This is a genomic window from Myxococcus sp. CA051A (genome assembly GCF_013336705.1).
Classification (GTDB): Bacteria; Myxococcota; Myxococcia; order Myxococcales; family Myxococcaceae; genus Myxococcus; species Myxococcus llanfairpwllgwyngyllgogerychwyrndrobwllllantysiliogogogochensis.
The window spans coordinates 56,668-81,360 of sequence record NZ_JABUMS010000016.1 but is presented as its reverse complement, the minus strand read 5'-3'; the positions used below and the strand labels follow the sequence as shown (position 1 = coordinate 81,360).

At 68.1% G+C, this 24,693-nt stretch carries 16 protein-coding genes; 9 read left to right on the top strand and 7 right to left on the bottom strand.

Annotation, left to right across the window (positions count from 1 at the left end):
• Positions 1-171: 171 nt before the first annotated feature.
• Entirely contained in the window at positions 172-441 is a 270-nt protein-coding gene (locus tag HUA74_RS35070; RefSeq protein WP_254625387.1) for a hypothetical protein, read from the top strand.
• A 129-nt stretch (positions 442-570) separates the two neighbouring features.
• Here the strand turns inward: HUA74_RS35070 and HUA74_RS35065 are convergent, their stop codons facing one another.
• Positions 571-1,305 (bottom strand): TetR/AcrR family transcriptional regulator, encoded by a 735-nt coding sequence (locus HUA74_RS35065; RefSeq protein WP_174458042.1) that lies wholly within the window; start codon positions 1,303-1,305, stop codon positions 571-573.
• A gap of 81 nt (positions 1,306-1,386) precedes the next feature.
• A complete protein-coding gene (locus HUA74_RS35060; protein WP_174458041.1) occupies positions 1,387-2,811 on the bottom strand; it encodes an amidohydrolase family protein in 1,425 nt (474 codons plus the stop codon).
• A gap of 298 nt (positions 2,812-3,109) precedes the next feature.
• Here HUA74_RS35060 and HUA74_RS35055 point away from each other — a divergent pair, with 298 nt between their 5' ends.
• The gene (locus HUA74_RS35055; RefSeq protein ID WP_254614691.1) at positions 3,110-4,573 is read left to right on the top strand and encodes a hypothetical protein; all 1,464 of its coding nucleotides are present in this window, start codon (positions 3,110-3,112) and stop codon (positions 4,571-4,573) included.
• Positions 4,574-4,826: 253 nt separating this feature from the next.
• Positions 4,827-6,470, top strand: coding sequence for a serine hydrolase (locus tag HUA74_RS35050; protein ID WP_174458040.1), 1,644 nt, complete (start codon positions 4,827-4,829; stop codon positions 6,468-6,470).
• A gap of 33 nt (positions 6,471-6,503) precedes the next feature.
• Here HUA74_RS35050 and HUA74_RS35045 read toward each other — a convergent pair whose 3' ends face one another.
• From HUA74_RS35045 to HUA74_RS35025, 5 genes are all read right to left on the bottom strand, one after another.
• Positions 6,504-7,286 (bottom strand): hypothetical protein, encoded by a 783-nt coding sequence (locus tag HUA74_RS35045; RefSeq protein ID WP_174458039.1) that lies wholly within the window; start codon positions 7,284-7,286, stop codon positions 6,504-6,506.
• Positions 7,287-7,355: 69 nt separating this feature from the next.
• Positions 7,356-8,309, bottom strand: coding sequence for an Ig-like domain-containing protein (locus HUA74_RS35040; protein WP_254625386.1), 954 nt, complete (start codon positions 8,307-8,309; stop codon positions 7,356-7,358).
• 205 nt (positions 8,310-8,514) lie between these two features.
• Positions 8,515-9,354 carry a hypothetical protein gene (locus HUA74_RS35035; protein WP_174458037.1) on the bottom strand — a complete coding sequence of 280 codons (840 nt, stop codon included), beginning with the start codon at positions 9,352-9,354 and terminating at the stop codon, positions 8,515-8,517.
• A complete protein-coding gene (locus HUA74_RS35030) occupies positions 9,351-11,945 on the bottom strand; it encodes a hypothetical protein (protein WP_174458036.1) in 2,595 nt (864 codons plus the stop codon). Before HUA74_RS35030 ends, HUA74_RS35035 begins: the two co-directional genes overlap by 4 nt.
• A 71-nt stretch (positions 11,946-12,016) precedes the next feature.
• Positions 12,017-13,279 (bottom strand): DEAD/DEAH box helicase, encoded by a 1,263-nt coding sequence (locus tag HUA74_RS35025; protein WP_174458035.1) that lies wholly within the window; start codon positions 13,277-13,279, stop codon positions 12,017-12,019.
• 217 nt (positions 13,280-13,496) lie between these two features.
• Between HUA74_RS35025 and HUA74_RS35020 the strand changes: the two genes are divergently transcribed.
• The 6 genes from HUA74_RS35020 to HUA74_RS34995 all read left to right on the top strand — a co-directional run bounded on the left by HUA74_RS35020 (position 13,497) and on the right by HUA74_RS34995 (position 24,519).
• Positions 13,497-14,021, top strand: coding sequence for an RNA polymerase sigma factor (locus tag HUA74_RS35020; RefSeq protein WP_174458034.1), 525 nt, complete (start codon positions 13,497-13,499; stop codon positions 14,019-14,021).
• A 2-nt stretch (positions 14,022-14,023) separates the two neighbouring features.
• Positions 14,024-14,707, top strand: a complete 684-nt coding sequence (locus tag HUA74_RS35015) for a hypothetical protein (RefSeq protein ID WP_254624079.1) — start codon at positions 14,024-14,026, stop codon at positions 14,705-14,707.
• Positions 14,708-14,830: 123 nt separating this feature from the next.
• Positions 14,831-15,481 (top strand): hypothetical protein, encoded by a 651-nt coding sequence (locus tag HUA74_RS35010; RefSeq protein ID WP_174458033.1) that lies wholly within the window; start codon positions 14,831-14,833, stop codon positions 15,479-15,481.
• Between the two features lie 140 nt (positions 15,482-15,621).
• Positions 15,622-16,695, top strand: a complete 1,074-nt coding sequence (locus tag HUA74_RS35005) for a hypothetical protein (RefSeq protein WP_174458032.1) — start codon at positions 15,622-15,624, stop codon at positions 16,693-16,695.
• A 107-nt stretch (positions 16,696-16,802) separates the two neighbouring features.
• Positions 16,803-23,897, top strand: a complete 7,095-nt coding sequence (locus tag HUA74_RS35000) for a polymorphic toxin-type HINT domain-containing protein (protein ID WP_174458031.1) — start codon at positions 16,803-16,805, stop codon at positions 23,895-23,897.
• Entirely contained in the window at positions 23,890-24,519 is a 630-nt protein-coding gene (locus tag HUA74_RS34995) for a hypothetical protein (protein WP_174458030.1), read from the top strand. Before HUA74_RS35000 ends, HUA74_RS34995 begins: the two co-directional genes overlap by 8 nt.
• Positions 24,520-24,693: the final 174 nt, after the last annotated feature.

Below are 24,693 nucleotides of genomic sequence, written 5' to 3'. Positions count from 1 at the left end.
GAGGCGTGTAAAGGAAGCGTCGTGAGACGATTCGCCATGCCTTTCCTGTTGCTCGCCGCGCTGTCGGCCTGCGCTACACCTCCGCCACGCGCGCGGCCTTCCGGTGCCCCCTCGGTCCAGGGCGAGGCCTGCCCGACACACAAGCTCAGGTTCAGCCGAGAGACAGGGTGCATGAATGATGGCTCGGTGGAGTTCTGCCTGCCGACGGGGGACGAAGCCCTGCTCGCCCGCGTGAAAGCGCTTGCCCCCGCCATCGAGGCAAACCCCTCCCGAGGACGCGCCGGCTGCGACCTTCCGAAGGAGACGCTCTACTTCATCCCCACCGGCGAAACCGAATGCGAGGCACGCCACGGGGCGCTCACGCCCGCCGCGTGGACCATGGTTTGTGACGTCGCCGCGCTTCCGGAGGTCCGGAAGCTCGTGCCGACCTGGTACGAATGACCCGGCACCTCTCGCCCCGGTTGATGACAGGCGCTGCCCGCGAGGTGCCCACCGAATCCTCGCGGTGTTGCCTTCACGAGTCGCTGGCTTCCGCCGGGTGCGTCCAATCGCTCTCCCGTGGCGCGGCGCTCACGCCTTCCGGCGAGGCTTCTTCGCGGGCGGGCCCTCATCCTGATGACGCTGGATGCGTCGGCCGATTCCTTCCAGCATGAAGTCGAGGCTGTTCTGGAACTCCGCGTCGACATCCAGCGCTCGCATGCGTGCCAGGGTGTGCTTCACACCGGGGTAGTCCTTGGAAGGAAGGGCGAGGGCGGCGGCGTGGAAGCGTTGGAGGGGAGCAGGCGCGTCTTCGGCCCTGCTGGCCCACTGCTCCTGGCGGCGAATGGTGCCCGCGAGCCAGGAGAAGAACGTGTTGTGCAGGTCCCCGGCCTCGCTCCAGGGCACGCCCACCTCGTGGAGCTTGCTGACGGTGCGCTCCAATACGAGGAGCGCGCCGCGGACGGCCGGGCCCTCCTCTAGAAGAAAGTCCATCACTCCCCGGTGTGCCAGGCCGAGCACGCGGACGCGCAGCGCCACCTCCCGCAGCCAGTCCAGGGGCGCGAGCGAGTCATCCGGCAGCGAGAGCTGCTCGAAGACGTGCTCCACGACCCGCGATACGAGCTCCTCGCGGTCTCCGACGTGCTTGTAGACGGCCATGGGCGTTGCGCCGATTCGCTCCGCCAGCACGCGCATCGAGAGGTTCTTCAGCCCACTCTCCCGCACGAGCTTCGCGGCGGCCTCGATGACGAGAGGGAGGGACAGCCGAGGGGGGCGTCCCAATGTCTTCCGCGCCTTCTTTCCCGCAGCCCCTTCGCGACCGGCCATCCCGCTCCTCGCATCGCCGCGCGAGTCCCTCCGCGGCGGCGTCCAACCTAGTGGGCTCCGCGAGGCGCGCAAACGGGTACTTCACGCCATGTCGTCAGCGCGTCCCTGAAGTGGCGCTTGCACGCCCGTTCCCAGGTCCCAGTGCTCCTCCAGCTTCGCGTGGTCGGCGAGGAGCGCGGACAACCCTCCGACGCGCTCCAGCACCGCATCGCGCGCTCGCAGGACCTTCTGGCGGACGGCGGCCACGTCCGTCCCGATGAGGCGCCCCTGGTGCTTCACGAGCTCGCCGCGAACCATCACCGACTCGACGTTCCCCGCGTGGGCCTGCAGCACCACCGCATCGCGCGGATGGCCCAGCGGAGTCATGTTCAGGGCGTCGGCGGCGAGGACAATCAGGTCCGCCTGTTTCCCGGGACGCAGGGAGCCCGTGACGGCCCCGAGCCCGATGGCATCGGCCGCGTCCTGCGTCACCATGCGGAGCATCTGGCCCGCCCTGAGGTCGAGCCTCCTGGGCAGGCCCGCCAGTGCATTCGCGCGGCCCCGCTCGGACTGGAGCGCGAGCCGCATGGCGGTGAACAGCTCGCCTCCGTTGCTCGCCACGACATCACAGCCGAGCGTCGTCCGAACCCCCGCGCGCAGGGCGCGCCCGATGACAGGGAACCCCATGCCCATCTGAAGCTCCGACTCCGGGGTGGCGCAGATGGAGCCGCCACTGCCAGCGATTCGTGCCAGGTCGTCGTCACCGCTGAACGTGCAGTGCACGAAGAGGAGGTCCGGGCCGAGCAGACCCTCACGCTCCAGTTGCTCGACCTCGCTCGGCCCCGTCACGGGCCACGCCGAGCAATGCAGGGTGATGGGCACGCCGAGCTCACGCGCCGAGCGGACCTCCGCTCGACTCTGCTCCCACGGAATCTGCATCTCCGTGAGCGCGATGCCCAGGCGCACCCGTCCGCTGTCGGAGGAGAGCGGGCCTTCGCGGAGCCGTCGTGCATCCGCGAAGCGGTGCTCAGGGGTGGGCAAGGAGGGACTCGGCTCGGAGCCGGCAGCGTAGCCATAGGCGAAGAGTGCCTGGATGCCCGACTCCTGGAGCCCCTGGAGGGCCGCGTCCGCATGTGCCGGTGACGCGATGCAGTGGGCGTGGTCGACGAGCGTCGTGATGCCCGCGTCGAGCGCCTCGAGCGCACCCGCGAGCGTGCCCGCATGGACATCCTCCGGGCGGAAGGCGGGGGAGAGCTTCACCCGGACGGCCGCGAGGTAGTCGAGCACCGTCCAGTCACCCCCCAACCCACGCAACGGCGTCTGCCACGTGTGCCGATGGGTATCGATGAGCCCCGGCATCACGAGCTTCCCCGCGAGAGGGAGCACGCGGCAGCCCTCCACGCGCAGCTCCCGGCCCATCGCGGTGATGCGCCCGTCCTCGATGAGGATATCGCCGCACGGAAGGTCTTCGTGCTCCCGGTCTCCTGTCACCACGGTGGCGCCCTGGAGAAGCCAACGCTCCGCCATCTGTCGCTCCTTTTGTCCGGACGTGCAGTGCTCACGCTCCGCCGGAATCAAGGCCTGCCTGATTAGTGTACGGTGTATATTAAGTCAAACCAGCCGCCTCGCGCGGTGCGTCCAATCCGTGTCAGGGCGCGCGTGCCGGGGATGCGAGGTGCGTAGCCTTCGTGACAGTGATGTCGCGGTGTGCAGCGCGCTACACCCCCAGTCGTGGTGGTAACCACTGGAAACACCTGGAGTCCCGGTTGGCCCATGCATTGCTCAAGAGGGGGCACGCACTCACACCCTTTCCAAGGAGCAGCTCATGAGAAACGCCAGGTCCTGGCTTGCCGGCGTCGCGGTGTTCGCCCTGGTCGCCACCGGATGCGACAGCGAGAACCCGCCCGATGCGCAGAAGGTCGCGGATGTCACCGCCAGCCGTTCGGCGGAGATGGTGCGCGGTGTCAGCGCGAGCGTGCGGACGATGAACGGCCTGCCCGCGGTCGACAGCCTGGAGGAGGCCCTCTCCGTCTTCAGCGCGGGCTTTGACGGCGTCCCCCTGCCGGCGCTCCCGAGTCAGGAGGATGAGGAGGGCGGCTCGGCGCTTCCCGACTTCTCCGACGAGGCCAAGACGAATGCCCAGTCCGCGCGGCTGGAGAAGTACCTGCGCGAGCGCGTCTTCATCGCGGAGCACGTGGAGTCGACGGAGGGTGACTCCACCATCTTCCTGCTCAAGGGCGAGAAGGTCTGCACCGATGGCAGCGTGCTGCCGGACGCCGACTGCGTGAAGTTCGTGAACCAGTCCGAGCTGCGCGTGCGCGCGACGACCCTGGATGATGACGGGCTGGAGCTGACGTTCCTCATCGGGTCCAAGCGTGCCCAGCCCGTGTCGTTGCGCTTCCTGCCGAAGGCCACCTCCCTGGTGGTGGACCTGGGGGGCGTGAAGAGCGCGGTGCAGCAGCTCGACGCGGAGGCGGCAGCGGCGCTGCCCACGGTGATGGTGGGGCAGGTGGAGCTGAAGGTGACGAAGGCGGGGGAACAGCACTGGATTGTCAGCGGCTCCATCCTCCAGGCGCTGCGTCTGGAGCTGACGGGCGAGGATGGCACCATCGCCATCTCTTCGGAGCGCGCTGCTCCGCTGGTGGAGCTGGAGGCGGATGGCGCGGCGAAGCGCGCGCGCTTCCTGCTGGACCTGAACACCACCGAGGTGCGCCTGCCGTACGCGGGCCTGGCGCCGGCGCTGCGCGGCAAGGACTGGACGGTGTCCCTGGCGGGCCTGTCGTTCACCCTGGAGGCGACGGAGAACCAGAAGGACTTCACCGTGGGCCACGTGGGGCTCGGCGACGCGCAGAGCTTCTTGAGCCTGGGTGCCGACAAGCTCTTCACCCTGGACCTGAACAGCCAGTCCGGCCGCCACTTCGACCTGACGCTGTCGCGCGGGGATGACGGGCTGCCGCTGGTGCGCGTGCAGCCGGAGGTGGACCTGGTGGCGCGCTTCTTCCTGGCTCCGCTCAAGGCGGACGCCGAGATGGAAGTCCCGTCGGCGTACGAAGAGGCGACGTATCGCGTGCGCCTCACGGGTGGAACGGGCGGCCCGAGCCTGCGTCCGGTGCGGGCCAACGCCGCTACCGGCTTCAAGGGCGGCGTGCAGGTGGTGACGGGCGAGCTGTCGCTCACCGTGGGTGACTCGAGCGTGACCGTCGGCGCGGGCCAGTGCCTGGTGAGTCGTGAGAACTCGAGCGGCGGTGGTTCGCTGGTCGACTACCTGCAGGCGGGTGGCTGCCAGTAGCCCGCTGTCAGTGTTGATGTCCGAGAGCCGCGCCCCACTCCAAGGGTGGGCGCGGCTCTTTTTCGTGGCGCCAGGACGGTCCGCCGCGACGCGGCTGGCTCCGGCGACGACGCGGGGCCGCTGGGAAACGGGGGGGCGTTGACTCGGCGGCACAATGGGACCTGGGTCTCTTGCGCGTGCCTCCACGGGCCTCTCAGTCTGCGCTCCGCGGGTGCGTCGAAACCGTTTCGACGTGAGGCTTCCGGGGGGAGTCATGGCGCACGACGATGGGCAGGGTTCAGCACCGACGGCGGCGACGGGAATGGCACGCAGGACGCTGCTGCGGGGCCTGGGCGCGGCGGGAGTCGGGGCGGCCATCACCGGGACGGGTTCGACGGCGGCCGCGCCAGCACCGGGCCCCAGGGCCGTGGCCTCCGCGACGTCCACGGCCTCCGGGCAGATCACCGCCGAAGGCGTGACGCGAGCCCTGGCGGTGCTCGACGACATCGTCAAGAAGGACAAGGCGGCCACCTCCGTGCCCGGCATCGCGGTCGCCGTGGTGTACGAGGGCCAGGTCCGGTACCTCAAGGGCCTGGGCGAACGCCAGGCGGGCGTGGTGGGGGACGTCGATGTGGACACGGTGTTTCAGCTCGCCTCGGTCTCCAAGCCGCTGAGCTCCACGGTGATTGCCGCCGCGCTGACGCGGCGGTTGGCCAAGGTGGACTGGAACGACACGCTCCAGACCTTCCGTCCGGGCTTCACGCTCGCCGATGCGTGGGTGGGGCAGCACGTCACGGTCGCCGACATGTTCTCGCATCGCAGTGGCTTGCCCGACCATGCGGGAGACCTGCTCGAGGACCTCGGCTACACCGGTGAGCAGATCATCTCGAAGCTGGCGCTGTATCCCCTGGCGCGGTTTCGCGACAACTATGCCTATACCAACTATGGCCTGACGGCCGGAGCGCAGGCATTCGCCACGGCGACGGGACGCTCTTGGCAGGACCTGGCGCGGGAGATGATTTTCGCGCCGCTCGGCATGAGCAGCACCTCCTATTCCTTCGCGGACCTTCAGGCGAGCAAGAACCGGGCGGCGCTGCACACGCTGGTGAATGGCCAATGGAAGCCGGACCTCGGCGCCAACAATGACGGTCAGGCGCCCGCCGGTGGCGCGAACTCGTCGGTGCGCGACCTGGCCAGATGGCTGACGATGTTGATTTCGGGGGGCGGCTTCCCGGGGCTTCAGACCCCCGTGGTCGACGTGCCCGGGCTGCAGACCATCTGGCGGCCCAACAATGTCACCCATGGTCCGGAGGAGCTGGGGGGGAGGGCGAGCTTCTACGGGCTGGGCTGGAACGTCGACTACGAGGACACCGGGGAGCTGCGGCTGGGCCACTCGGGAGGCTTCGGGCGCGGAGCGTCCACGGTCATCACCGTCTATCCGTCCAAGAAGCTGGCCATCGCCGTGCTGACGAACTCGGACCCTCGGGGTGTTCCGGAGGCCATCGCCGCCGAGTTCGTGGACATCGTCCGCTACAATGCGTCGACGCGCGACTGGCTGGCCTTCCTCGCGCCCATCGTCGCCGAGCCCATCACCCCGGACCAGACGAAGTACTCCAAGCCCGCGGTGAACCCGGCCCCCGCGCGGAACCTTGGCGCCTACGTTGGAACCTATCCGAATCGCGTCTACGGTGACCTCACCGTGTCGCTTCGAGACGGTGCGCTGTCCTTCACCGTCGGCCCCGCCGGCAAGCGATTCCCGCTCACTCACTACAGCGGTGACGAGTTCTACTTCCAGACCACGGGTGAGAACGCGAGCGGGTTCTCGGGGGCGCTCTTCGCGGCTCCACGAACGAAGGTCCTTTCGCTGACCATCAATGCGTGGAACCGCGACAAGCTGGGCGTGTTCACCCGTCGTTAGTCGCTCGGAGCAGAGCGTCTTTGTCCTCTCTTCTCATCCATCCTTTCGGATGCACCCCGATTTGTCGGTGAGTGCCGTCGGGCATTTGACCCGACGGAAGGTCATCTCGGGGCTGTCCGCGTTGAGAAACCAATCGAATCGCCAGTTGCAGCCCGGCTGCAATTGCGCCGGCAATTGAGCGCATTGGGCTTTACTGGTGACACCGCCGTATTGTGCCCCCCAACCAGAGCTTGGAGCGCCCCACTGCGGCGAACAGCCGTTGAAAAGTCCCACCCCGCCGCCAGGAATCAGCAGTTCGAAAAAGTTCGAGTTGGTGGTGGACCCCTGGCCGACCACCTGGACCACGTGCGTCTTGCCCTTCACGGCCGTGTTGGTGAATTTCAACGCGTAACAGGCGCAACTCGTGTCGCTCTCCAGTTTGCCAAGCAGGCCCGCCGTGGCAAATCCATACGAAAAGGTCGAGTTCACGGCCCAGGGCTGGTTGTTATTGCAGGCGTAGCTGGCGCCACCATTGCAGCCGCTTTGCGCATTCACATCGCTCACTGTTACGCCACCCTTGTCGCAAGACCTGACCGGAGAGTTGACCGCGGCTTTCCCAGGCCAAGAACCGCTTGCCTTGCAGCAATCCCAGAAACGGACCGTTTTGCCCGGTGCTGCTGCGGACAAATAAGTCAAAACTGGCTGCGCCGAAGCATCAGCTGCGGGAATGAGCAATAGGACGAGTGCGGTCATCGCAATCGTCACTCGCCGAAGAGCAACTCCGTCATGAATGATTGGCATGTTTACAACGAGAACATGACGGCGGGTGTGCGTCAAGGCGCGGCCCACCTCATTGCACCGGGGCGGGCCACGCCCGCGCCCGTGGCCCGCCCCGGTGCGGGCGGCTCAGGGCACCGTGACTGTCGCGGCGTTGCTGCGCCGGCCGTTGCCAGCCCGGTCATAGGCGATGGCGACAATCACATGCGTGCCCGACTTGCCCGTCGTATCCCACGCCCGCGTGAACGGCGCGGTGGTTGAATAGGGCGTCTGCAGGACACCGTCGATTTCAAAGACAACATAGAGCAAGGCCTGGCTGTCGGAGGCATTGGCGGACAGCGTGACGACGCCACTGACCACCGAGCCGTTGGCCGGCGCGGAGAGGAACGACGAGGGCGGGGCGTTGTCGACGATGAGGGTCCGGGTGTTCGTCTGGACGTTGCCCGCGTGGTCTGTCGCACGCAGGGTCAGGCTGTAGGAGGTGTTGCCCAGCACCCGCGTATCCCACGTGAAGTTGTAGGTGACGCCCGAGTAGCCGGGCTGTGAGGCCACGAAGTTTCCGTTCAGGAGGAACTCCACCAGGGAGACGCCCGAGAGGTTCTGGTCCGTCACCGCCCAGCTCAGATTGACGATGCCTCGCACGTAGTTCAGGGACTGGGGCGTGTACGGGGGCGAGCTGGTCAGGATGATGGGAACGAAGTTGTCCACCAGGACGCTCACCGGACTGGAGGTACCCGACTCGTCATTCGCGTCGAAGGCCTGGGCCGTCAGCGTGCGTGGACCCGAGGCCGTCGTCGTATTCCAGCTCACACTGAAGGGGGCCTGGGTGGCGGAGCCGATGAGCGTGGCCCCATCGAAGAAGTCCACGCGCGTGACGCCCACGTCATCCGAGGCGTCCGCCGTGAGCGTGACAGTGCCACGCAGGAAGCTGCCTGGAGCCGGAGCGGTGAGCTCCACGGTGGGGGCCGTGAGGCTGGCGCACGTGTTGGAGGAGGCGCAGTCCAGGGGCGCGCGCTCCTGCTGGACCTGTGCCTGGGTATTCTCCGGCAGGTCCTGACCCTCACCACAATTGATGGAAGCCATTGCGCCCACCCCGACCAGTGCGGCGACCAGGCCCCGGCCACTTCTCGAAACGATGCCCATGTGGATTCCCCCTTCGGGGTGTGGCGCTCGCATGGATTGGGAGCAACCACGGCATCGACATATCAAACAGCCCGCCTCGAAGGGGGCCTTGACAAGGAAGGACGGGTGCTGGGGGCTCAAAGCATGCCCCCAGTCCCGGGCTCCCTCACAGCGCGGGGGCAGCCGCTTCGTTCACCAGGACATCATGGAAGTATGCATTCACATACCCCAGCGGACTGGGACTGCCGCTCGCGCAGGTGGGCAGGGCATGGGTCACCACCAACTCCTTGTTCGAGACTCCGGGAGCCTGGGTGTCCGCGACGGTGTACGCGCCATGCACCTCCGGCTGGGTGTCCCGCTGGAACACGAAGCGGTCATTTACCGCGTCCCATTGGACCCGCAGCCTCGCCTGTTCGCCCTGGTGAATCAGCCCCAGGTCCGCGGTGAAGAGCGAGTTGCGCTCCGTGCAGGACGCGTCCCTGCACCGCTCGATGGCCGCCTCCACCCGCAGCTCCTGCGAGCCCACGGGGTCTGTCGACCGGGAGACGATGCGGATGGCGGCTGTGATGTCATCGCGCGCACTGCCCCTGCCCGGAGTGGAGGCATTGAAGAAGTGACCGGACAGCTCCGCCGTGCCGTGGGCGACTCCGAATCTGGAGACCGAGCAACCCGTGCTTCTGGCGTTGTTCACGCGAACCTTCGCCTCGATGGCCGTCACCGTCGACGGCTGGGTGAAGCGCAGTCCGTACCGTCCGGTGCCCGTGTTGGCGCGGCTCATCAGCCGCAGGCGGGTGAAGGCCAGCTCACGAAGGGCCTGCTGCCGGCTTCCGCTCTCCTGGCTGACCCACCGGGCCGGGTCGATGCCGCGCACCTTCGTCGCGCGAGGCGGGTTGGACTCCGTTGGGTTGAAGTTGTCGTAGGGCACCATCGGCTCGACGGCGTGGGCGGTCGCAGTGCCCCCGAGGAGCAGCGCGAGCACCGCGGACTTCAGATTCATTGCGCTCATGGGGACTCGAGCTCCTTCAGTTGGATGTAGTGGCGGACCCGGGCGTTATCGCCCGTGTCCATGTCCTTGCCTTCGGTCTCCAGGGTCATTCCGTTCTCATAGCCATTGAGGAAGCTCCCCATCAGCTCGAGCCCCATGAACCAATCATTGGGATTCGTCTCACCCTTCACCCGGCGGACCATTCCCGACCCCGCGAAGAAGCTGAAGTGGCCGTCCCGCTCGTCCACCGCCGTCCCGGCGGCCCCCTCGGGGATGGAGTCGTAGTGGTCATTGGGGCCGACATCCTCCTCCCAGATGGCGGACGTCATGTTCACCACCCCCGTGAAGTTCGCCGGCAGGTCAGGGAACTGCGTGGGATTGTCCGGGCCGGTGTGCACCAGCCAGTTCGGGTAGATGGTCTGGTCCTCGACGACGTTCAGGAAGGCGTTCTCCCGGAAGAAGCCATTCGCCGTCATGTGTACGCGGGGCGTGAACCAGTCCGCGCAGCAGCCGCTCTCCGTCTCCAAATCCGTGACCTGCTTCACCGCGTACTCCATCCGGTGCGGCTTGGCGGGGTTGTACTTCACGACATCCTTCACCCGCGTCAACGCCACGCTCACGTCCACCATCGCGTGGTCCGACAGGCATTGCTGGAAGAACTGCTGAGGGCTCTCCAGGAGGAAGCCGGAGTCGGGGTCGAAGTGCGGCTTGACGTCCGCCGTGGGCTCCTTGAGCAGGGCATAGGCGGGAAACTCCAGCGTGTCCTCGGCGGGGAACACCAGCACGTAGTCGAGGCGGTCCTTGGAGCCCAGCTCGTCCGTCACCAGGTCCGTGCATTGGCTGCTCAGCCACGTCCCCGTCGCCATCGGGTCCGGGCCGGACGAGGTGCGGGCCAGGTCCCGGGCTTCGGAGAACAGGGTGTTTGCCTTCTCGAACTCGGTGCGCTGGTTGATGGCCAGGAAGCTGGGGCCCACCATGTCTTGATAGGCCGGGAAGTTGGAGTCGGCCTGGGTGGCCTTGGGCCCCAGGGTGTTCATGTCCCCGAGCAGGAAGGCGGGGCGGTCCAGGCCGCTCGGCCAGGTGCCCTGGGGGAAGATGTCGTCGTCGCCGAGCAGATACGGGAAGGTGTTGGCGTGCAGGGGCCCGCCCTTCCGCACCTGCTGAACGTAGGCCTTGATGTCGAAGAGCTGGTCCTCGCGGGCATCGGTGTCGGGGCCGGGGACGTTCTCTCCCGCGTTGACGTGGGTGCAGAACACGTCGACGAACTCGCCGTAGTCCGTCGCGGTGGAGACCCTGGATGCGCCGGTCTCTTCCATGACGATGACCGGCTCGGTCGCGGCGGGGGTGGCGATGCGCGCCCAGATGACGCCCTTGTCCTGGAGGCAGTCATTGCCGGTGCACATGTGCGAGGGGAAGTGGTGCACGCCTCCCTCGAGAATCTGCCGCGAGGACAACAGCACCAGGCCCGTGCTCTCCGTGGCCAGCTTGAGGACGTCGTCGTTCAGCTCCGTGACGGCCTGCATGGGTGGCAGCGACTCGATGGCGCGCAGCGTGTTGACCTTCTCGATGAGCTCGCCGCGCTCATGGGACATCCAGATTTCGGAGATGCAGGCGACCTCCTTCCTGAAAATCTTCGCGGCGACGGTGTCGATTTCTCCCGAGCCCCCGTCGCTGACCCAGAAGGTCGCATCGGGCATCTGCCCCACGTTCCACATCGTGAAGCTCAGGGGGATGGAGACGGGCTCCTTGAGCTCGAGCGTCTCCCAGGTGGAGGGCATGAAGTTGACGGGCGGCTGGTTCTTCACATTGGGGAAGGTGCCGCCTCCCACCTTCTGCGTGGCGCCGGCCACCGAGAAGACGGTGCTCTGGAGGCCGAGGCCCAGCTTGCGGACCAGCGCCGACAGCGGCTCGCTGCCGACGATGGGTGGCACGCTCGAGCGCAGCTTCACCGCGAACTCGATGTGTACGCGGGACGGCTGCGCGCCCGGGGTCGCCACCGTGACGCTGGTGGCCCAGGCCTGGTTGGGGGCCGTCAGCGCCATCCAGCCATTCGCGTTGTTGCCCATCCGCTGCGAGAGCGTGGTGTTTCCGTTCGGGCCGGTGGAGTAGCGAAGCTGGAGGTGACGGTCCTCGGAGCGGGGCATGTTCGCCCCGGCGACCTGGTTGATGGTGGCGTCGCGCTGGGCGTCGAGCCAGACGTCGATGATGCCGGAGGCGTCCAGGAAGTTCCCGTTGGCGTCCTTGGGCCGGGGCAGGCGCATGCCGATGAACAGCGTCTGCGAGTGGCAGGGGTTGGTCTGGACCGAGGGAATTCCCCCGGCATTGGGGACTCCGAAGTTGCACTCGTCCGAGGTGTATTCGGCGTTGTCGCTGACGAACAGGTAGAGCTCGCCGTTGGGGCCACCGTTCACGTAGTCCTGCAACGGGAACTTCTTGCCGTCGGCGTACTCCATCGGCGGAACCCAGCCGTCCACCGTGGGCTGGGTACACGTCGCGCCGGGAGCGCAGTGGACCGCGGCGTTCTGGGGAGGAAGCCTCGTGACGTGGGGCGCCGCCAGGGCCCATGTGGGGATGAGACTGGCGAGAGCCAACAGGAATGCACCGCGTTGCATGAAACCTCCGGGTTGTGCCCCAGAGGAACGAAGGCGTTCGCGGATCTTCCCGCCTTCGATTCACGGCCCCGTTATTTGCGGCGCGATGGCGGTCGGCTCGCGGCCTCGGCGGCGGCCTCTCGCAGCTTGTCCTTCTTGCTCTTGCGCTTTCCCTTCACGCCGCCATTCACGTCCAGGGGCGGGGTGGGGACGTCGACGGGTTCGAACCCGGGGAGCTGCTCGCGCGCGAGGCGCAGTTGGTGGCGCCGCTCGATGAGCCGGAAGTGAGCCTGCGTGTCCGCGCTGATGAAGCTGATGGCCATGCCCGGCTCGCCGGCGCGGCCCGTGCGGCCAATCCGGTGCACGTAGTCCACGGGCGAGCGCGGCAGGTCGTAGTTCACGACCGCGGGGAGCTGCACGATGTCGATGCCGCGCGCGGCGACATCCGTGGCGACGAGGACCTGCACGCGCTTCGCCTTGAAGTCCGCGAGCGCGCGCGTGCGTGCTCCCTGGCTGAGCTCCCCGTGAAGCGGCGCCGCGGTGATGCCGGCGCGGTTGAGCTTCATCGCCACGTGCTCCGACCCATAGCGGCTGGCCACGAAGGTCAGGACGTGGGACCAGGCGTGCGTTTCCAGCAGGTGACGCAGCAGCATCGTCCGCCGGCCCGCGTCGACCTCGATGGCGCGCTGGACGACGAGGTCCGCGCCGGGCAGGGCTTCTGGCTGGATGTCGATGCGGGTGGGCTCGTGCAGCAGCTGCTCGGCGAGCTTCCCCACCGCGGGCGGAAAGGTGGCGGAGAACAGTAGATTCTGGCGGCGCTTGGGGAGCAGGGCGAGCAGGCGCGTGAGCTCGTCGGCGAAGCCCAACGAGAGGAGCTGGTCGGCCTCGTCGAGGACCAGGGTCTCCACGGTGGAGAGCCGGAGCGCGTTCTGGTCCACCAGGTCCAGCGCGCGGCCCGGCGTGGCCACGATGAGGTCCGCGCCTCCGCGCAGCGCCAGCATCTGGGGGTTGATGGAGACGCCGCCGACCGCGAGGCACGTCTTCAGGCGCCGGGGCAGATGGCGACCGAGTTGCTCGACGGCATCGGCGATTTGCGCGGCGAGCTCGCGGGTGGGAACGACGATGAGGGCGCGGGTCCGCCGGGGATTGCCGCCAGGGCTCTGGGCCAGGGCCTCCAGGAGCGGCAGTACGAAGGCGGCGGTCTTCCCCGAGCCCGTCGGTGCCGACGCCCACACGTCACCGCCGCGCAGCACCGCCGGGATGGCCGCGCGTTGCACAGGGGTCGGGTCGAGGCAGTCGAGGTCGCTCATCGCGCGGACGAGCGCGTCCGAGAGACCGAGGGTGGAGAAGGTCATGGCGGCGCACCCTATCCCACCGTGGGGAACGCACCCGTCCGAAAGGGCGTCAAAGGAGGCGAGGTGGCACAGCGGCAGCCGCCCTGGCTGGCGGTGCCGGCGTGCCTGGCCCGAGCGGAAAAGAGAGGGGCCGGTGTGAGATTCCGCCTCCTGGCGCGAACCATGGGGTGAAGGCGATGGACGCGTCACTCGCGCCCTCGCAACCTCTGGACCCTCGATGGCCGAACCTGACCGACATTCCCGCTTCCTCGCCCTCCTGGAGGCGCACCGGCGGATCCTCTACAAGGTCGCCCGCGTCTACGGCGGCCCCGGGGTGGAGCCAGACGACCTGGTCCAGGAGACCATCGCCCAGCTCTGGCAGTCGTTTCCCCGCTACGACGACCGGCTCCGGTTCTCGACCTGGATGTACCGGGTGGCGCTCAATGTGGCCATCTCCTTCCAGCGGAGGGAGGGCACCCGGAAGCGGCATCTCGCGCCCGAGAGCCAGGAGATGCTGGAGGTGGCTCGGGACGTGGAGGGGCCTCCGTCGGAGGACCTCGCGCTCCTGTACCAGTGCATCTCCCAGCTGGATGACCTGAGCAAGGCCCTGGCGATGCTGTACCTGGATGGCCACGGCCACGCGGACATCGCCGAGGTGCTCGGCATCAGCACCACCAATGTCTCGACTCGCATCGGCCGCCTGAAGGACCGGCTGCGCGCGGACATGCGCAGCCTCTCAACCGACACGACGAAGGAGACCTGACGATGGAACTCGATGACTTCCAGAAGTGCTGGCAGGCGGATGACGCGCGGTTGGACGAGGTGATTCGCCTCAACCGACGGCTGCTGCGCGCGACGGAGCTGGAGGGGACGCGGACCATGATGGGGCGGCTGCGATGGTCGCTGGGATTCGAGCTGGTGATGGGGCTGGTCAGCCTGGTCGCGCTGGGGGCCTTCATCGCGGCGAACGTGCGCGAGCCCCGGTTCGTCGTCCCCGCGCTCCTGCTTGATGGCGTGGCGCTCGTCCTCACGGCCGTCGCGGCCCGCCAGTGGCTGCGCGTGGGCGCGCTCGACTACGCCGCGCCCATCACCCAGCTCCAGGCCGGCGTGGAGTCGCTGAGGGCGTCCACGGTCCGCACGACACAGTGGGTGCTGTGGCTGTCGCCGCTCCTGTGGACGCCGCTGCTCATCGTTGGGCTGCGAGGGCTTGCCGGGGTGGACGCCTATCGGGTGCTGGGGACAGGCTACCTGGCGGCGAACGTGCTCTTCGGGCTCGTGTTCCTGGCCATCATGGTGGTGGGCAGTCGATGGCTCACGAAGCGGCACACGGGGGCCGCGTGGCTCCAGCGACTGGCCCATGCCGTCGCGGGGACGAACCTGAACGTGGCGCGCGAGCAGCTCGCCCGCATCGCGGCCTTCGAGGCGTCGCCGCGAAGCATCGAGAAGTAGCCGGGTCTCCTGTGCGCGCTGCCCACAGGGGCGCCAGGTCGCATGGGGAGCGCTCCTCCTTTTCCACAGGCGCCCGGGGAGTGGATTATCGTCCCGCGCGCACGGGTCGTCGGTCGACCCGGAATGGGGGTCCTCGTGGTGCGCAAGGTGCAGATCATCGCCGTGGTGGTCGTGGTCGTCGGGTTCGTCGGCGCGGGCCTCGCGTCCGTGCTCAACCAGGCGCTCGGCGTCGGCAGGCTGCACGTCTTGACGGTGGCAGACAGCGCCGTGGAGCTCGCCGTGGAAGGGAAGCCGATGCCGGAGCTGAGCAAGGACAACGACCACCTCGTCTTCGAGGTCAGTCGCGGCCCTCACAAGGTGAAGCTGACGGACCCCACGTCCGGCACTGTCATCTACTACTCCGTCGACGTCCCCTACGGCTTCGACGAACTCCTCCTGCCGACACGCGAGGACCAGTGCTTCCTCCGCTTCGACATGACCGAGGCCGCCTACGGCCGGAGGAGCGCTGATTCCGAGCGAGTGTTGCCGCGGGTGACGGAGCGGTATCAGAACACCAACGAACCCATCCGCATCCCCAGCCACACGTACTACACCCACGGCGAGCTGCCCGAAACGGTCAGGTCCTCCGAGAAGGCCTTCCTGCTGCGCGACCTGCCCTGTGACTTCGCGGGTGAGGGCGCCAACGAGGGATTGCAGCGCCTGGCGCTGTCTGAACGGGCGGATGAGTTGTTCACGGACCCTGACGCGCTGCTCGCCAACGACGCCGAGGAATAGCGGTACGGGCTGGAAGGTCTTCGAGTGGCGCTGGAGGTGCGCCGCGCGGGAGGGACGACCAGAAAACCGGGAGCCCTTCGTATGACAGGTACACCATGCGTACCTTCCCATCTCCTGCTGTGAGCGGAGTGCTGCCTCCGTTGTCCCGTGAAGCGGTTCCCGGCCCACGCCAGTCTCCCGGGGCCGAGGGCATCCTCCGGCGGTATCTCCCTCTCCTCCTGAGCGGCTTCGCGCTCCTCCTGGGACTGGTCCCCGCCGAGGCGTGGGCCACGTGTTATCCGTCTGGAGCGACCCAGGAGTGCAGCAAGGGGACCTGCCAGGGCACCCGTACCTGTGACGACTACTGGGGGCCGTGCGAATACGACGGTTCGTCCACCACCGCCTGCTCCGTGTGTGGACGCTCGGGCACTCGTTTCTGCTCCGAAACCGGCAATGTCATCGGGACCTCCTGCACGGCCTATCGGGCCCAGGACGACATCTGCAACGGGTGTGACGACGACGGCGACGGACAGATTGACGAGGACTATGTCCCCACCATCCTCTGTGACGCCCAGCAGAACGGGTGCTTCGGCAAGCTCCACTGCGTGAGCGGACAGCTCGTCTGCAAGGTCCAGGTGGGGACCCAGTATCTCTCCTGCGCGGATGACTGCAGCGGCTACTCGGCGAAGCGGTGGTGCCGGGAGAATGGCACCGTGGGGCCCTGTACTCGTGACACGCCCACCGCGGAGCTCTGCAACGGATGTGACGATGACCAGGACGGCGTCGTCAACAATGCCCCCGGCCAGGGTACGAACACCCTCACGCGTGAATGTGTGGGCCCCGGAGGCGCGTGCCCTGGTTCCACGGAGGCCTGTGCGACGGGCTCCTGGTCCGGCGTCTGCAATGCCCCTCCCGAGGCGTGCAACGGCCTGGACGATGACTGTGATGGGACCATCGACGAGAGCAACATCTGCCGCAGTGACCTGGGCTCCTGCTCCTGCACGCCGACGAGCTGCGCGGCCCAGGGCAGGAACTGCGGCTCCATCCCGGATGGCTGCGGCGGGACGCTGAGCTGCGGTGCCTGCGGCGCCGGGCAGATCTGCAACAACAACGTGTGCGTGGGGGCGTGCGCGCCCAGGACGTGTGCTCAGCAGGCCGTGGACTGCGGCGTCATCACGGACACTTGCGGTGGGACGCTGGATTGCGGCCCCTGCGGGATGAGCCAGGGCGGGTAGCGGAACCCGCGTCGGAAGACGCGCGGATTCAGGCTGCCTTCAACGTGTTCCAGACCATTCAGGCCGTAGGTCCAATCCGGGTCCGAAGGACTCGCAAGGAAGTGGCAATGAAGCGCTTCACGTCGATGCTTGTGTTGAGCGTCTCCCTGCTCCACGGCGCGGGAGGTTGTGGGTCATCCCAGCAGAGCCCTGCCCCAGAATCCGAGCTGGGACAGTCGCGAGAGCGGGTGCTCAATGATGACCCGCTCGTCATTCCTCCCTTCTCCATGATGCACACGGAGACGAAGTCCACCGGCACCACGCCAGGGCAGGTGGACGCGAACTTCAACGTCACCTCGGACGGCGCGGCGTCCTATGGCTTCCCGCTCTGGGTGCCTCAGGGCCGCGCGGGCCTGGAGCCGAAGCTGTCGCTCGGCTACCACAGCCGCGCGGGCAATGGGCTGGTGGGCGTGGGCTGGGCGGTCAATGGCTTCTCGCAGGTCATGCGCTGCCGGAAGACCTTTGCCCAGGACGGGCTGACGGCCCCGGTGCGCTTCCTCCCGGAGGACGCCTTCTGTCTGGATGGCAAGCGACTGGTGGTTGTCGCCAGCAGCGGCTCGCTCATCGAGTACCGGACGGAGGTGGAGTCGTTCTCCAAGGTGCTCGCCCACATCGATGGCACGGGGGCTCCCGACTACTTCGAGGTGTACTCGAAGGATGGTCGCATCCTGTCCTACGGGAAGCACGCCACCACCTTCTCCCGTCTGGAGGGGCAGCGGCTGAGCTTCACGACGGACCCGGCGACCGGGGTGGTGTCTCAGGGCCCCGACACCACCGTCCGGTTGAGCTGGGCGTTGTCCGAGGTCCGTGACCGCGCCGGCAATGACCTGCGCATCCGCTACGTGCTGGATGGCAACGCGAGCAGTGGCTACGAGCATGTGCCCGACCGCATCGACTACACGGGCCACACGAGCGACACCACGGACAACCTCCGCCGTCGCAGTGTGCGCTTCGTCTATCCGGTGGCGGCCCGTCCGGACTCGGAGGTGCGCTTCGTGTCGGGCTTGAAGCTGCGCGCGTCGAAGCGGCTGTCGCGCATCGAGATGTATGGGCCTGGCCTGGCCTCGACGCCCACGACGCGCAATGACGTGCTGCTTCGCGCCTACGAGCTGAGCTACCGCGTCGCCCGCGTCACCCGCAGGAGCTTGCTTGATCGCGTGTTCGAATGTGACGGCCAGGGCATCTGCCGGGACCCGGTGGAGCTCAGCTACACGGAGGGCGTGGACTGCAGCGCCAGCCCGGACAACGACTGTGATGACCCCGTCGTCCAGCTGCGTGACTTCCAGGCCGTGACGGCCACGGAGCTCGTGGGTGGCAACTACGTCCCCATCCGCGACGTCAAGACGCTGGGGGCTCCGGACGCCACCCTGGGTGGGCAGATCATTCCGGGCGTCCAGGACTTCTGGACGCTCCACACGCTGGACATCAACGGCGACGGACGGGATGACCTGCTCTACCGCCGCAACGACCAGGCCCGCATCATCTCGGACCCCGTCTATGGCAACACGGTCAGCCTGGGTGACTCTGTCTGGTACTACCGTCTGGCCGCCAGCGCGGGCGTCTTCGGCCCCCCCATCAACGCCCAGCTCCCCCTGTCCAAGTCGGGCAATGGCGACGACGACCTGCGCATCGTCGACATGAACGGCGACGGCGTGTCGGAGGTCGTCGCGCTCCAGCGCGCGGACGCCAGCGGACAGAACGGCTACTACCAGTTGTATCGCTTCAACGGCTCGGCGTTCGAGCCGGCCAACATCCAGGCGGCGGAGACGTTCCAGTTCTGGTGGGAGGCCGCGACGTCCACGACCCCCGTCCGCGTCCCGGTGATGCAGGTCGCGGACATGAACGGTGACGGCCTGCCGGAGCTGTTCCGCTCCACCAAGTCCCCGCAGCCCTATGACTGGGGCTACCGGATGAACCAGGGCGGGTTCGTGCTGTCGGCGTACACGCAGGTGCCGCTGCGCTCGGGCGTGGACCACGCGGGCTACACCGTCGACGTGGACGGCGATGGCAGCACCGAGGTGCTGGTGCGCACCGCCGACACCCGCACGGACGACGACTTCTCCGCGCAGTACCTCGCGGTGGGCGTGGGGGCAGCGGCTGCATACCGGTACGCCGACGCCGGGCTGTCCGCGGTGCCGGTGGCGTCCTCGCCTTCGCTCAACTGGCGCTGGCACTACAACAGGACCTGGTTCGTGGACATCAACGGCGACGGTCTCGCGGATGCGGTGAGCAGCCGGAGGGACCGCGACACCGACTCGCACGGGACGCTCTACGGCGACCTGCTCATCTCCATCAACACGGGCAACGGCTTCATGCCGCCCGTGGCGCAGAACCTGGACGCGAGGCACGAGCTGAGCCCCTCGTGGATTCGCCCCAATCCTCGCGGCCTGGACCCCGGCGTGCGGGTGATGGACTTCGACCGCGATGGTCGGCAGGACCTGCTGGTGACGGACGCGGGGGACTACAGCGGCCGAACGGAGACCCGCGCGAAGGTGTGGGTGCTGCTGGGCCGGGATGACCACTTCGAGCCGCGGGAGCTGGACATCCCCGTGGGCCACTCGACGGGAGGCACCTCCGTCGCGAAGCCCTTCGGCTACGGGCAGCGCTTCTCCCAGGTCTTCGACGCGAACGGAGACGGCCTCGCCGACATCATCCAGGTGGAGGACGACCTCTCGGTCCCCGTGGCGCAGCAGAAGGCCTACGGCGTGCTCCGCGTGTACCTGCGCCAGGGCGAGCTGCCGGACGCGCTGACGGCCGTCCGGGTGGGCAAGCATGGCAAGGCCGTGACGGCGCGCTACCAGCACTTCCTGCAGCAGCCGGCCGCGTCGGGACAGCCGCGCATCCACACCCCCGGCACCTGCGTCTACCCGCAGCAGTGTCCGCGCAACATGTGGGTCGTCGTCGAATCGGGCGTCGACGACGGGACGCGCACCAGCAACTTCAACAAGTTCTTCTACGCCTATGAGGCCGCTCGCACGGACGTCCAGGGCCATGGCTGGCAGGGCTTCGGCAAGCGCACGCTCATCAACCGGCAGACGAACGCCACGACGGTGACCACCTATGACAACCAGTCGCGGACCAGCGGCCTGTACCTGCGCTCGTTCATTCCCGCGACGGAGGCGACGGCGCTGACGCTCGCCACGGGCGTCCGGCACGAGCACCAGCGCGGCCACCTCTACACGGTGGCGACCAGCGCGGGAGGCCGGCCCTTCCTCTACGCGAACCAGGTGACGGACGAGTATCGGGAAGGCACGGGGACGACGCTGCCCCTGACGCGACGCAGCCGGCAGCTGCAAGCGCAGGACGCGCACGGCAACGCCACCACGACCGACCAGTTCGATGACGAGGTGCTGGCGGGGGCGCTCACCGGGCGCTCCTGGCACACCAAGACGGAGGTGCCCATCATCGACAACCTCGTGGCGAACTGGCTCATGGGCCTGCCTCGCCGGGTGGTGGTGACGAGCACCACCGCCGACCTGCGCACCCAGACGCGGGTGCTGACACACGAGTACGACAGCCGGGGCCTGCTGCAGCAGACCGTGATGGAACCGACGGGCGGCGCGGACGTGACGTTGACCACCCTGTACGGACGGGATGCCTTCGGACTGGTGGAGCAGGTGTCGCGCACCGGTTCGGGCACGACGCGTGTGGAGCGCACGCATTACGACGCGGTGGAGCACCTGCTTCCGGCCACCACCTTCAACGCCCAGGGGCACCGCAATCGCATGGCCTATCACCCCGGGCTTGGGATTCCGCTGGTCATCGAGGACTCCAACGGGTTGCTCACCCATCACCGCTACGACGGCTTCGGACGGCTTCGCAGCACCGTCGCGCCGTCGGGTGAGACGGAGCTCGTCAACTACGGCGCGGACTCCCTGGGCTGGCTGAAGGTCACCACGCAGGTGGTGGGCGGTCAGCAGACGGCCGTCACCGCCGACAACCTCGGCCGCGAGATTCGCCGTGACACGCGGGGCTTCGACAACCGCATCGTCACCGTGCTGAGCAGCTACGACGCGCTGGGCCGCAAGGTGAACGTGTCGAGGCCGTACTCCGGGGTGGCCCCGGTGCGCTACTCGGTGGCCACGTATGACCTGATGGACCGTCCGCTGAGCCTCACCGCGCCGGAAGGGGGCGCCGTCACCTATACGTACGACGGCCGCAAGACGACGCGCCTGGACGAGCGAAACAACAAGACGACCACGGAGTCCAACGCCATCGGTCAGCTCGTGGCCAGCAGTGCCTATGAGGCCACCGGACGGGAGCTGCGGACGACGTATGCCTTCGGCCCCTTCGGCGTGCTTCGCCAGGTGACCGACTCCGCGGGCAACTCGGTCGTGCTCGAGCACGACGTGCTTGGCCGCAGGACGCAGGTGACGGACCCCGACTCGGGCGTGAGCACCACCCTCTACAACGCCTTCGGCGACCCTCGTCTGGAGACGGATGGGAAGGGCGGACAGACGGTCTATGACGAGTACGACGCGCTGGGCCGCCAGAAGCGGGTGACGACGCCGGATGGCCAGTACGCCCTGGAGTGGGACACCTCGCTCAAGGGGGCGATTACCAGCTCCACCAGCCCGGACGGTGTCACCGTCGCGCACCTCTACAACATCAAGGGCCAACTGGAGCAGAGCACCTGGAACATCGAGGGCTCCGCCTACGCCGTCAACCGCACCTATGACGCGAACGGGCGGCTGGCCACGGTGCAGTACCCGCAGGCGGGCGCCCGGCGCCTCTCCGTGGTCCATTCCTATTCGGACTACGGCTTCCTGAAGGAGGTCCGTTCCCCCACCGAGCCCAAGGCGTACTGGACGGCGCAGGGGTACGACGACCTGGGGCAGCTCACGCAGGAGCAGTTGGGCAACGACGTGGTGACGCACCTCCGTCACGACCCCAGGGGCCGGCTGCGCTTCATCGACTCGAAGCGTGGCGCCACCGCGCTCCAGGGCCTGGCCTACGAGTGGGACCTGGAGGGCAACCTCCTCAACCGCAACGACGTGCTCTCCCGGACGACGGAGGACTTCGAGTACGACACCCTGGACCGGCTCAAGAAGTGGACCGTGTTCCAGAACTGCCGCCGGTCCGCCCTGGAGTACCACTACGACGACCTGGGCAACCTGCTGGAGCGCCGCGTGCTGGAAGGCACCGGGACGGCGACCACCAGCACGTATACCGGCCCGGGAGCGGGGCCCCACGCGGTGAAGCAGACGCAGGCGGGAGCCTACGGCTACGACGCGAACGGCAACCAGGTGAGCGCGCCGAGCCGGGCGGTGACCTACACCGCGTTCGACCTGCCCCGGCGCATCACTGGCACGGGCCGCGAGGTGAGCTTCAAGTACGACGGTGGCCAGGGGCGCGTGCTCAAGCGCAGCAGCCTGGGCGGTGTCACGACGTACGTGGGGGGCCTCTACGAGAAGCGTCAGCAGGGCGGCCAGACGCAGCACGTCTTCCATGTGTCGGGCGGCCCGCGCACCGTCGCGCAGGTCGTCTGGACGGACGGCGGCGCGGACCAGACGCTGTACCTGCTGGGCGACCACCTGGGCTCCACCGAGCGCGTGGTGGATGCCCTGGGCAACGTGCTCGACGGGGAGCGGATGAAGTTCGAGCCCTTTGGCGCCGGACGGATGCCGCACGCGCTGCCCGTGGCGGCGTCGGTGGGAACCAGCTCGGTGAAGAAGGGCTTCACGGGACACGAGGCCGATGACGAGTTCGGCCTGGTGAACATGGGCGGGCGTATCTACGACCCGGAGACGGCGCGCTTCCTCACGCCGGACCCCTTCGTCCAGTTCCCGCATGACGGTCAGTCCTACAACCGCTACGCCTACACGTTGAACAACCCGCTCCGGTGGACGGACCCGACGGGCTTCCAGGCGCAGGGGGATGACCTGCCGGATGGAGGCGAGACGATTGTCCGGGCGCCGCGATACCAGCCGCCGAACCTGGAGGCGGGCGCGGGCGCGGCGGAGTGGGGGGGGCCTCCGGCGGAGCTGTCTCGCTCCGCGGACCAGAACGGCACCAGCAGCCTGGAGGCACAGCACAAGGCCCTGGTCCGGCAGCAGCCCGGCAACCTGCCGCGCTACATGGCCCAGCACGGTCTGTCCCAGCCCACGCTGGGGACGTACTACGGCACCGAGCACGAATGGCAGATGGCGCGGTTCGAGCACTACCGGCGCATGACAGGCGAGGTGGTGAAGGTCGGCCTGGAGTTCGTGGCCGTGGACCTGCTGACGCGCGGCGTGGGTCGGGTGGCGAAGTTCGCCTTCCGGGCCGCCATCGTCGACGGAGCCATGGCGCTGCGGATGGCTGGCTCCAGCACGACCTCCTATGCCCGGGCCATCATGTTGGGCGGAGGCTGCTTCGTCGCGGGCACACCGGTGCTCGCGCTCGCGGGGCCGGTGCCCATCGAGGAGGTCCGAGAGGGAGACTGGGTCTGGGCATGGGACGAGGAGACGCAGGAGCCCGGCTGGCACCAGGTGTCACGCACCTTCGTCAAGCCGGACCGGGCCGTGCTGCTGCTGGAGCTCATCTCCGAGGACGCCGGGTCGCTGGAGGCGCTGGGCGTCACCGCCGAGCACCCCTTCTGGGTCCAGGGCCGGGGCTGGACCCAGGCGCAGATGCTGGCGCCGGGGGACGCGCTGCAGACGGTGGCGGGCAATCCCATCCGGGTCCACTCGCTCCAGTCGCTGCCGGGGCCGGAGACCGTCTACAACTTCGAGGTCGAGCACGCGCACACCTACTTCGTGGGCGAGCTGTCCACCTGGGTCCACAACATCTCGTCGATTGCCGCCAGCCGGGTGGCCCTCAACGAGCTGCCCGAGAGCGTCCTGTACCGCATCTCCAAGGGCGGTTTCGGCAGTCCCAGGAATCCGCGCCCGCCCACGCTCGCGGAGTTCAATCCCCGAATCTACGAGCTGTCCGCCGGGGAGCTGTCGGGGCGCATCGCCACGCGACTGCACCCGACGAATGACATCCAGCGCGGGGGCATCCTGAAGATGAGCAACGACGACCTGATCATGTTCCGGCTCGACGACCCCATCAGCGCCAGCGGGGCGAAGGGGGGATTGAGCCTGTCGGGTGGCCACCACCGGACGGAGGAAATCATCCGGCGCGTGCAGAGTGGTGAAATGGACCCTGGAACCATGGTCAAAGTCCTGCTTCATGACTGACCTCGCCTCACTGAAGAACGGCGCGGAGGCCGAGCTGCTGGGGGCCCGTGATTCGGGCCACCTGGACGACCTCCGCGCGCGGATCGCTGATTGGCCGCCCGCGCTCAGGGCGGCCTATGGCCCGGTTCTGGTCGCACTGGGAAGCCCGCCCCTGTCCGAGGAAGGTGGGGTGCGGGGCCTTCCCGGGGCGTCGGAGCGCCAGGGCGCTTGCAGGTTGGCGTTGCTGGCGATGTACGTGGACACGGGCACTCCGCGCTGGTCCAGCGGGATGCTCGACAAGGTCCTCGACGCGGTGCTCGCCGTTCCCGGGGGCACCTGCGATGACTTCCTGCTGGCGCTGTGGCGGATGTGTGACGTGCCCTCGTTTCCGCTCACCGTGGTGGGCGTCCGGTTCATCCGTGATGTCGTCCGCGCCCTGCTGACCCGACAGCGCCGAGGGATGCCCGTCGACCTGCGGTGGCTGACGCCGCTCGGGACGGGGCTGACGCCGGCGCGGGCGTGCTTCAGCTACCTGGTGCTCGCCCTGAAGCCGGAGTGGTTCACGGATGCGCTGGAGCAGTCCTTCCGGGGCGCGCTGAAGGACCCAGAGGTCCTGGAGGAAGTCTTCCCTCCGGGGCCCTGAGGCCCTCGCGGCAGGGGCTCTTCCACGAAGGTGCGGGACCGTACGGCCGTGCACCCTCTCCGCGCTCTGTCCGAGGGGGCCGCCAGCGGCCCTCCCTGCCTCCCCGCGCCCGCTCGCCTGCCCGCAACGGGTGCTCGACTTCGCCCAGGCTCCCCGAGATGATGGCCGCTCGCC

What these genes read in the sequence shown, in the direction of transcription:
- HUA74_RS35025 (WP_174458035.1), bottom strand. Translation starts at nt 13,279, where the DNA reads ATGACCTTCTCCACCCTCGGTCTCTCGGACGCGCTCGTCCGCGCGATG.
- HUA74_RS35035 (WP_174458037.1), bottom strand. Translation starts at nt 9,354, where the DNA reads ATGAGCGCAATGAATCTGAAGTCCGCGGTGCTCGCGCTGCTCCTCGGG.
- HUA74_RS35065 (WP_174458042.1), bottom strand. Translation starts at nt 1,305, where the DNA reads ATGGCCGGTCGCGAAGGGGCTGCGGGAAAGAAGGCGCGGAAGACATTG.
- HUA74_RS35050 (WP_174458040.1), top strand. Translation starts at nt 4,827, where the DNA reads ATGGCGCACGACGATGGGCAGGGTTCAGCACCGACGGCGGCGACGGGA.
- HUA74_RS35040 (WP_254625386.1), bottom strand. Translation starts at nt 8,309, where the DNA reads ATGGCTTCCATCAATTGTGGTGAGGGTCAGGACCTGCCGGAGAATACC.
- HUA74_RS35000 (WP_174458031.1), top strand. Translation starts at nt 16,803, where the DNA reads ATGAAGCGCTTCACGTCGATGCTTGTGTTGAGCGTCTCCCTGCTCCAC.
- HUA74_RS35060 (WP_174458041.1), bottom strand. Translation starts at nt 2,811, where the DNA reads ATGGCGGAGCGTTGGCTTCTCCAGGGCGCCACCGTGGTGACAGGAGAC.
- HUA74_RS35030 (WP_174458036.1), bottom strand. Translation starts at nt 11,945, where the DNA reads ATGCAACGCGGTGCATTCCTGTTGGCTCTCGCCAGTCTCATCCCCACA.
- HUA74_RS35020 (WP_174458034.1), top strand. Translation starts at nt 13,497, where the DNA reads ATGGCCGAACCTGACCGACATTCCCGCTTCCTCGCCCTCCTGGAGGCG.
- HUA74_RS35015 (WP_254624079.1), top strand. Translation starts at nt 14,024, where the DNA reads ATGGAACTCGATGACTTCCAGAAGTGCTGGCAGGCGGATGACGCGCGG.
- HUA74_RS35010 (WP_174458033.1), top strand. Translation starts at nt 14,831, where the DNA reads ATGGGGGTCCTCGTGGTGCGCAAGGTGCAGATCATCGCCGTGGTGGTC.
- HUA74_RS34995 (WP_174458030.1), top strand. Translation starts at nt 23,890, where the DNA reads ATGACTGACCTCGCCTCACTGAAGAACGGCGCGGAGGCCGAGCTGCTG.
- HUA74_RS35070 (WP_254625387.1), top strand. Translation starts at nt 172, where the DNA reads ATGAATGATGGCTCGGTGGAGTTCTGCCTGCCGACGGGGGACGAAGCC.
- HUA74_RS35055 (WP_254614691.1), top strand. Translation starts at nt 3,110, where the DNA reads ATGAGAAACGCCAGGTCCTGGCTTGCCGGCGTCGCGGTGTTCGCCCTG.